Here is an 8,703-nt window from a genome sequence, read left to right as displayed (position 1 = left end):
ATCTTTTTCAGACCATCCCTAGAGAAATCCACATATTTAATATGTAACAACCTCACTCATGATTACCACGACCTTGAACTCAAAAAAACAGTAGCCATCCGACACCCACATACTTCTTGCTGCTAAAATTTTACCGTTACGAGCCAATATATATACCCCCAGCAGGACCAGGCGATTCAACAGGCCAGCTCATTTTCTCAGCCACTATAGCAGCCAACCCTCTTATCTCCTCCCAATGAATGGACTCATACAAGGCCCTCTCAGTCCAAACCTGTGAATTACATTCACCGCTAACTGATAGAATTTTCTCGTCTAATCTCCGCATCGCCAATAACGCGTCTACTGGCACCGTAGCATCCAAGCTTTCAAGGTCACTCAATACCTCTTCCAGAATCAATGCGAGCTCGTCAGCAGCATTAACAAAACTTGGAAACAAACGGACCTGCTCAGCGGCCGGAATTGCCAAAGCCTGAATTACCCACTTCAATTTAGACAACACCAAATTAACCTCCAGAAATAATTTTGGCTTTTTCCCCAGGATTCGACTTATAAGTTGAAGGATCAACCACTTTTATAACGCCCTCTGTCGTAGTGGAAATTTTATAGTAAGCCCCTTTATGCCGACCACCACCAGGATGAACTTGAACCTGTGAAATCTGGGGATGTCCTTTTACCTCCACAATTGTAGCCTGACCAGAGCCACGCGTGGATTGACGTACATTTACCTCATAGCCAGCAGCTCTGAAGTCACTTGCTATATCATCAGCCGAGCGCCCCCAGATGGATTGAGGCTTACTAATAAATCTTTCAGAAATATTTATATTCGCTTTTGCTTCTAGTGCATCCCCAAATTTCTTTTCCAGCCCCTCTATCGTCCCCTTTGAAACAGTAGAGTTCTCTTTACTACTAGGCGTACGCACTCCTCTAGTAGGCGCAGCTCTACCACCTCCACCTGTTGCGACATCAAGTAACGTAGCGGCAAGATCCGCAAGGAACCTCTTACTATCTCCACCATCCTCCAACATGGACAACTCGTGCACAATAATCTTTTGTGCTTCTTGGTTACTACCTAAGCGAATCCCCAAGGCAATTCCAGTGGACTCATTGAAGTAACCATCCTTAGCGGCCTGGCGAGATAATTCGAGCAACTTTGGATCATCTTGAATTAGTTGATCCAATATCTGCTGACACTGTTTCGGGTCCGCCTGGCAAATAGATGCAAGCTGCTTATTTCTACCCTCATCCAAATCTGCATATTGCTCTCTAATCGCAAATACGCACTCCTGGTCAGGACAAGCTCTTTCCTTGACACCCTTCTCCTCAACTTCTTTGTGCGTCAAATAGTTATACTGAGTCGCACTCCCTGCCACCCAAGCCCCAGTCTGAAGGCTCTTTTCATCGCCTCCCTGCGCGGCTGCGGTCAATACACCCAGTACCTGCGAGTTCATGACGAGCAAGCGCTTTTTGTCTTCCGGGTTCATCTGCCCGTAGACGCCGGCAAGCCTATCGACGATGGCTTCGTTCAAGCCGGCCGCCAAGGCCCCGGTCTTGAAGTCGCCACCCGCAGCTTCGGCTGCGAGCCCCCCCATGAGAGCGTGCAGGCCTATCTTGGGCAGGCTGCCGTTTTTCCAGTCCCACTCGTAAACGTTGGTCTTGTCCCCCACCCAGTTGAAGCCTGCGGCAGCAAAAGCATTGGCCAGGCTGGTACGCAGGGCATCACTGAACTTCGAATCCCCTCCCAAGGCGCGGTCAACCAGTGTGGAGGTCCCGTTCTGCAGAAGCTGGTTGCCGGTGAAGCGCCCCACTCCGCCCCAGGTGTTAAGGCCACCGGCGGTCGTAACCGCCCCCGAGTTCGGCAATGCAGTGGAGGTACCTGTTTCGGTGTTGGTCCAGCCGTCGAAAACTCCCGTGGTCAGCCCCGCAGTGACGCCGGCTACCACATACCCGCGCATGGCGTCATTGGAGGTTACGTCCTTCAACACCGCACCGAGATTGCCCCTGTTGTTGATGGTGCTGACGGCCGCGTTGCTCGCCATCCCAGTCAACCCGGCAGTTACAGCGGCATTGGCCCAGCCTATGCCAGACAGTGATGCCCCAGTCCCGGCGGCCCACACACTACCTCCGGCCGTTGATAGCCCCGCTGTCGACGCGCTACTGGCGACCAACCCACTGGCAGCCCCAGCCGTGAAGTAGGCAACGATGATCGCGATGATCATCGCAGCACCGCCGCCCAAGCCCGAGTGGCTGTACTTGAAGGAGTCATGGATCTCCTTCACCCGCCTCCAGTCGACATCGCCGCGCTGCTCGACCTGCTTCAGCCAGGCCAGTTGCGGATCAGCAGCCACCATGGCGTCCACGGTCTCGCTGACGGTCCTCTGATCGATCTGCTTGATGTCGATCTTCAAGCCTTCAACCGCCTTGATGGCGATCTCGCCCTGAGCGATGAGCTGACTCTGCAGCACCGTTTCATCGGTGTTGCCTTTGCCGCTCATGGAGTTCCAGACGAAGCTGCTCTTGCTCTTCTCGTGACTCTCCTGATGCAGGTCCTTCACCGCTTCGAAGGTGATGGCGCCACCGCTGTCCAGGGTCAGGTTGCCGCCACTTTCGAGGCGAGCACGCTGATAGAGCTGGTCGCCCTCACTGACCAGAGAGAGGTCACCCCCTGTTGTGATGGTGGTGCCGACATTTCGGACATCGGTCACTTCGTCGCGCTGGCTCTTCTTGGCGCCGAAGCTGCCTTTCTTCTTTTTGTCGTAGAGGCTGTATTCGCTGTCCTGTGCGGCCAGCAGCTGGAGATCTTTACCGGCGTAGAGATAGGCCTCGTCAACGGCCTTGAGCTGGCTGGCGACAACGCTCAGGTCTTCGCCGGCCTTCACCGATAAATTGCCGCCAGCGATGAGTTCAGCGCCCTGTTGGGTCACCCGGCTCTGCTCGATATTCTCTTTCTTACCGCGGCTCTTGCGGTGGGATTCGTAGTGGCTCTCATTGGCGGCTGAGCCGATCAGGACGTTGCCGTCGGCTTTTACGGCCAGGTCCTCGCCGGCCTTCACGCGGCTGGCTACCACGGCCAGGTCGCGATCGCTGGAGAAGGTCAGGTCACGCCCGGCGCTGACGTCGGAGCCGTATTGCGTGATCTGCTCGCGGCGGCTGTTGCCCTTGCGGTCCTTCTGGGTGCTCAGGTCGTGCTGCTCGGCCGAGACGATGAGCAGGTCCCGCCCGGTATCGATCCGCAGGTCTCGCCCCGCGCTGAAGCCGCTACCGATGCTCTGCACGTCGCGTCCTGCGCCCAGGTCCAGGTCGTTGAGGGCCTCTATACGCGCGGCAGCGTCGACGTAGTCCTTGCGGTGGGTGTAGTTGCTTGCGCCGGACTCGAAGGTGGTGACGCTACGCTCATTGATGATGTCGCCGCTGAGGGCTTTCACCGAGACATCACGCCCGGCAATGATCCCGCCCTGGGCATTGCGGATGCTATCGGTGGCCAGCAGGCTCAGGCGTTCGCCGGCCTGCATCGATCCGCTGTTGGAGAGGTTGACGGCACTGGCGCTGAGGTTCTGGCTGGCCTTCAGGGTGCCCTGATTGTTCAGGCTGCCGCCGCTGATGAGGGTGACATCACGGCCCTGGATAAGGGCGCCGTTAGGTGCCACACGGCCTTGTGCCTGGGCCAGGTAGAGCACCGGTACGAGGACCTTCTCGCCCTGTACTTCGTGCTCTTCCATCCACACGATGTCGTGAGTCAGGGCTGCGACCTGCTCGGCACTCAGGCTCACGCCCAGGGCGAGGTTGAGGGCCTGCTTGCTGGCGATGGCGTTGTCCATCAGGTAGCGGAACATGGCTTCGTCGCTGGTCAGGCCGGCGAGGTAGCGCTGGCCGGTGCGAGCCACCACCGCTTCGCGGATCAACCGCTGCTCGAACAAGCCATCGCCCAGGCGCTTCTGGGCCTGGTCCGGGTCATATCCCAGCTTGCCCAGTAGGTAGTCGGAATTGAGGAAGCGTGCCAGATCGGCAAAAGCCGGGTTGGTTTCGATCAGGTACTTGTGGCCCTTGACAGGCACTTCGCCCAAGGAGACCTGGCCAACCCCCGAGGGGACTCGTGTGCCGGTATCCGTCGGGTTGCTGCCTGCAGCCTGGCTGCCCTGCACCTGCCAGGCACCGCTGTTGGCGAGGCTGTGCGCCTGGCTGGCGCCGTCGTCATTGGCTGCCTGGGTGTTCAGGCGGAACAACCCGTTATCACCTTGCGGCAGGACGAAGCCAGGCAAGGTGAGCGGGTTGACCTGCCGTTGCTGCAGGTCGGGCGGCAGTTGGGCATTCAGCACGACCACGGGCTGTGCGGCTCGGTTCAGCGAGACATCCGCCCCACGGGCCTGGCCATGGTTGATGGCGGTGTTCGGGTAGGTTTGCAGGTTATCCAGGTTATTGCTGGCCTGGAGGGTGACATTGCCGCCGGCCTGGATCACGGCGGGTGCGAGCACCTGCCCGCTTCCGGCTACGGAGATGGGTTCGTTGATCCCCCGGTAGTAGGCCGGGCTAAAGCCCGCCTTCATGACCAGGTAGGCGGCCTCACTGAAGGTGGCAGCCGTGCCGTGCTGGGCCATGAAGTTCTGTACACGCGCCTGGTGGCCGTAATACACCCCGTTGGATTCCTTGGGGTTGGCGGTGATGACTTTCTGCACGCTCCCGGACATGGCCTGGGCGCCGATGCTCTTCAAGTCACCGGCCTTGATGGCGATGTCGTTGCGGGCGGACAGGGTGCTGTAGCGATTGGTGACCTGGTCACCTTCGATCTGCAGGTTGGCGCCTGCCAGGATCTGGCCCGCAGGCGAGTCCTTGGAGATGACCGCCCCCCACTCTTCGTTGAGGGTCAGTTGGCCACGCTTGTCGCCCCAGCTCTTCTTGCAGTGCTGAACGCAGATCAGGTACGCCCGGGCCGAAAGCAGCTTACCCTCCATGGCGAACGCGTCCTTGGCGTTCAGCAGGGTGGTTGCAGCCAGGCGCATGTCCTTGGCGCTTTCCAGCGTGGCGGACAGGTTCTCGAGCAGGTCGCTGCGTGCCAGTTGGTCATTGCTGGCGATGCTCAAGGCACCCAGGCTGTACACGTCGGCATAGCGGTTGGTGAAGCGCTTGACCCGCAACGCCATGTCGTCGCCGCTGAAGATCAGGCCTTTTTCGTTGAGCAGCGATGGCGTCTCGAGGCGCAGCAGGCCGGCGCTGCCGAGGGTGCCGTAGTTGTCGAGGGTGCCGGCGCGCGCCGTCAGGCTGCCGGCGGAGGTGATGCGTCCCTGGTTGGCCAGCAGTCCGCTGACGGTGAGGGTGCTGACCGCACCCCCTGCGATCCGAGCGCTGCTGGCGATATTCAGGCTGCCTGCGTTCAGGGTCAGCTCGCCCAGGCTGGAGAGCTGTCCCTGGCCGGTGTAGGCGCCGCTCAGGTTGAGCGTGAAGCTGCCGTCACTGGCGAGCACGCCGTGGTTGGTCCAGTTCTCCCCGCTGCCGCTGAAGGACTGCCGTGCAACCAGCTTGCCGCTGGCGGTCTGGGTGAAGGTACCGATGTCGAGAACCAGTTGGTCCGCTTCCAGCACGCCGCTGTTGGTCCAGTTGCTGGCGCTGAGGTTCAGCCTGCCCTGGGTGCTGAGGTTGCCCCCGCCGCCCATGACCTGGGCGGTGCTGAGGCCGAAACGCCCGGCACCGGTGTGGACGATGCTGCCGCCGGTGCCGTAGAGGTCATCGACGTCCAGCGCCAGTTCGGCGTTGGCGGTTTCCAGGGTGCCGTTGCGGTTGTCCAGCGCGCTGCCGAGGATCCGGGTGCTCCCCGTCTGGCCCAGTGCCCGCAGGCGGCCATGCTGGTTGTCGATGCGAGCGGCGGCCAGGCGCAGGGTACTGCTGCTTTCGAGCAGGCCGTTGCCATTGCGCAGGGCGCCGGACAGGGTGAAGTCGATGCGCTCGGCGGCCACCTTGCCGCCCTGGCCTCGGTTGTCGGCCCGGTTGTCGAAATCACCGGCGATCACGCTCAGCAGTTGATGGGCGTAGAGGCCGCCCCCCTGGTTCTGGAGGGTGCCAGTGCCCAGGTCGATGCGGGTTTCGCCGCTGAGCGCAGAGAGATGCCCACCCTGGTTGTCCAGGGCCTTGGCGATGACGGTCACGGCTTGCGCCTGGGCGGTGCCCGAGGCGTTGTCGAACGCTCCGTCACTGGTGACGGTCAGCCCGCCCTGCAGGCTGTTGAGGACGCCACCGTGGTTGTCCAGGTCGCCTGTGCTGCGCAGGTCCAGGTCGCCTTGTGTGGTTTCGAGGCGGCCACTGCGGTTGTTCAGCGCGCCCTCCAGTCTGGCGACCACGCCCTGTTGGCCACTGAGGTTGCCGCCCTGGTTGTCGAGACGTTGCGCCTGCAGGTCGATGAGACCTTGCTGGCTGTGCACCAGGCCATCGGCGCTGTTGTCCAGCACGCCGCTGAGCAGCAGGTCCAGGCCATTTCGGGCTGCCAAGGTGCCACCGGCGTTGTTCAAGTCGCCGGTGGTCAGCTTCATCAGTTGCTGGCTGATCAGGCTGCCCCCGCGGTTGTCGAGGGTGGCAGCCTGGAGCACCAGCGGGCCGCCACTGACCAGGCGGGCTTTTTGCGCGTTGAGCAACTGCCCGGTCAGGGTGAGGGTCATCGCGGCCTTGCTGGTCAGCTCACCGGCGCTGTTGTCCAGGCGCTTGGCCTGGATGCTGGCCGCCTGTTGGCTGCTGATCTGGCCGGTGCGGTTGTCGAGGGTATCGGCGAGCGTGAGGTTCAGATCGCCCGCGCTGGAAACGATGCCTCCTGTGCGGTTGTCCAGGCTCTGCGCGTCGACCGAGACCGCACCCTTGCCGACCAGGGCACCGGCATCGCGGTTGTCCAGCGCGCCGCTCAGGGTGATCTGCAGGTCGCCATCACGGCTGGACAGGGTGCCCTGGCTGCGGTTGTCGAGGCTGCCGGCCTTGACCGTCAGTCCTTTCCAGCCGGAGACCAGTCCGGCTCCGGCATTGCGCAGCGCGCCTTGCCCCAGGTCGATGTCGAGCTGGCCCGTGCTGATCAGCTTGCCCTGGTCGCCGTTGTCGATGGCCTGCGCCTTCAGGTGGTAACCCTGGCGGCTGGACAGCTCGCCTCCCCGGTTGTCCAGCTTTGCAAGGCGTTCGAGGGTGAGCGGCCCCTTGGCACTGAGCAGGCCGCCGCGGTTGTCCAGGTCGCCGTCTTGCAGGTCCAGGTGTACGGCGGCTTCGCCGATCAGGCGGCCCTGCTGCTGGATCAGGCGAGCCACGCTCAGGCGCAGGTCGCCCTTGGACGACACTTCGCCTCCCTGGCTGGAGTCCAGGCTGGCGGCCTCGAGGTGCAGGCCGGCGGTGCTGGTGATCAGGCCGTGCTGCTGGTTGACCAGCCCGCCCTGGAAGCTGAGCTCCAGGCTGCCCTGGCTGTTGACCACGCCGCCGGCGCTGTTGTCCAGGCTTTCACCCCGCACCACCAGCCGCTCACGTGCGGTCAGTACGCCCTTGGTGTGGTTGAGCAGGCGCTGGACGGTCAGGGTCAGGCCCTGGTCGGCCAAGATAAGGCCGGCCTGGCTGTTGTCCAGTACGGCGGGGGCTTGTCCGGCTATGGCCTGGGCGCGAATGTCGGCCTGGCCTTGGGTGGAGATTTCTCCGCCGCTATTGCGCAGGCGCTCGCTGACGCGCACATCGATGCCTTGGCGGGCCGCGATCAGGCCGCCGCTGAGGTTGTCCAGCTGCCGTGCTTCGAGGCTCAAATGGCCCTGGCTGAGCAATTCGCCGCCCTGCTGGGCAAGGGTGTCGACCTTGATCTCGACGTTACCCTTGGCCCCCACCTGGCCGGCGGTGCTGTTGCGCAGCTCGCGGGCAGTGACCTGGAGCGCGCCTTCGGCCACGACACGGCCCGGCCCGGCGTTGTCCAGAACGCCCTCTACCGCAACGCTCGCATCGCCCTTGCTGCTGACCACGCCACCCCGGTTGTCGAGGCGCTGGCCGGTGATGTCCAGGCGCTGGTCGGCAACGACGGTACCGCCCTGGTTGTTCAGGGCCGCCTTCTGCACCACCAGGCTGCCGCGGCTGCTCAAAGTGCCTTTTGCACTGTTGTCCAGCGCGTCGGCGCTGACGCTCAGGGCGCTGTCTGCTCTGAGCTGGCCGCCCCGGTTGTCCAGCTGTCCGGCGTCAATGGTGGTCACTGCTCGGCTGGAGAGCTCGCCGTCCTGGTTGTCCAGGCGCTGGGCGACCTTGACGTTCAGGGACTGGTCGGCCGCTATCGCGCCCTTGCGGTTGTCCAGTGATTCGGCATCCACCGTGACGCTGCCCTTGGACAGCAGCAGGCCGTCGTCGCGGTTGTCCAGCGCCTTGGCCGCCACCCGGGTATTGGCCTTGCCGCTGATGGCACCCGCGCGGTTATCCAGCGTACCGGTGAGCGCGGCCTCAAGGTCTCGGCTGGCCACCACGGTGCCCTGGTTACGCAGGGAGCCGCCACTGAGCTTCACATCACCCGTGGTGTTGCGGCTGTTGTCGCGGTTGACCCCCGCTTCGATCACGCCCTGGTTGCCGAGCTGCTCAGCCTTCAGGTCGATCTGCGCGCCGGCCGCCAGGCTCCGGTCTTTTTCCAGCGTCAGGCTCTGGGCCGCTTCGGCTTTGACGTTACGGCCGGCGTAGGTCTTGTTGCCCAGTTCGATCGATTGCGCCTTGAGGGCGATATCCCGG

Annotated in this window: 1 protein-coding gene; it reads right to left on the bottom strand. The window is 62.3% G+C overall.

The features are described 5' to 3' along the window. Nucleotides 1-503: 503 nt before the first annotated feature. Nucleotides 504-8,703, bottom strand: an 8,200-nt coding sequence (locus tag A7D27_RS26225; protein WP_069566602.1) for a DUF637 domain-containing protein, incomplete at its 5' end; no start/stop codon positions are given.

Origin of the sequence: Pseudomonas sp. 1D4 (genome assembly GCF_001728925.1) — a bacterium.
GTDB lineage: Bacteria > Pseudomonadota > Gammaproteobacteria > Pseudomonadales > Pseudomonadaceae > Metapseudomonas > Metapseudomonas otitidis.
The sequence above is the reverse complement of the archived record's forward strand: the minus strand, read 5'-3'. Positions and strand labels throughout refer to the sequence as shown.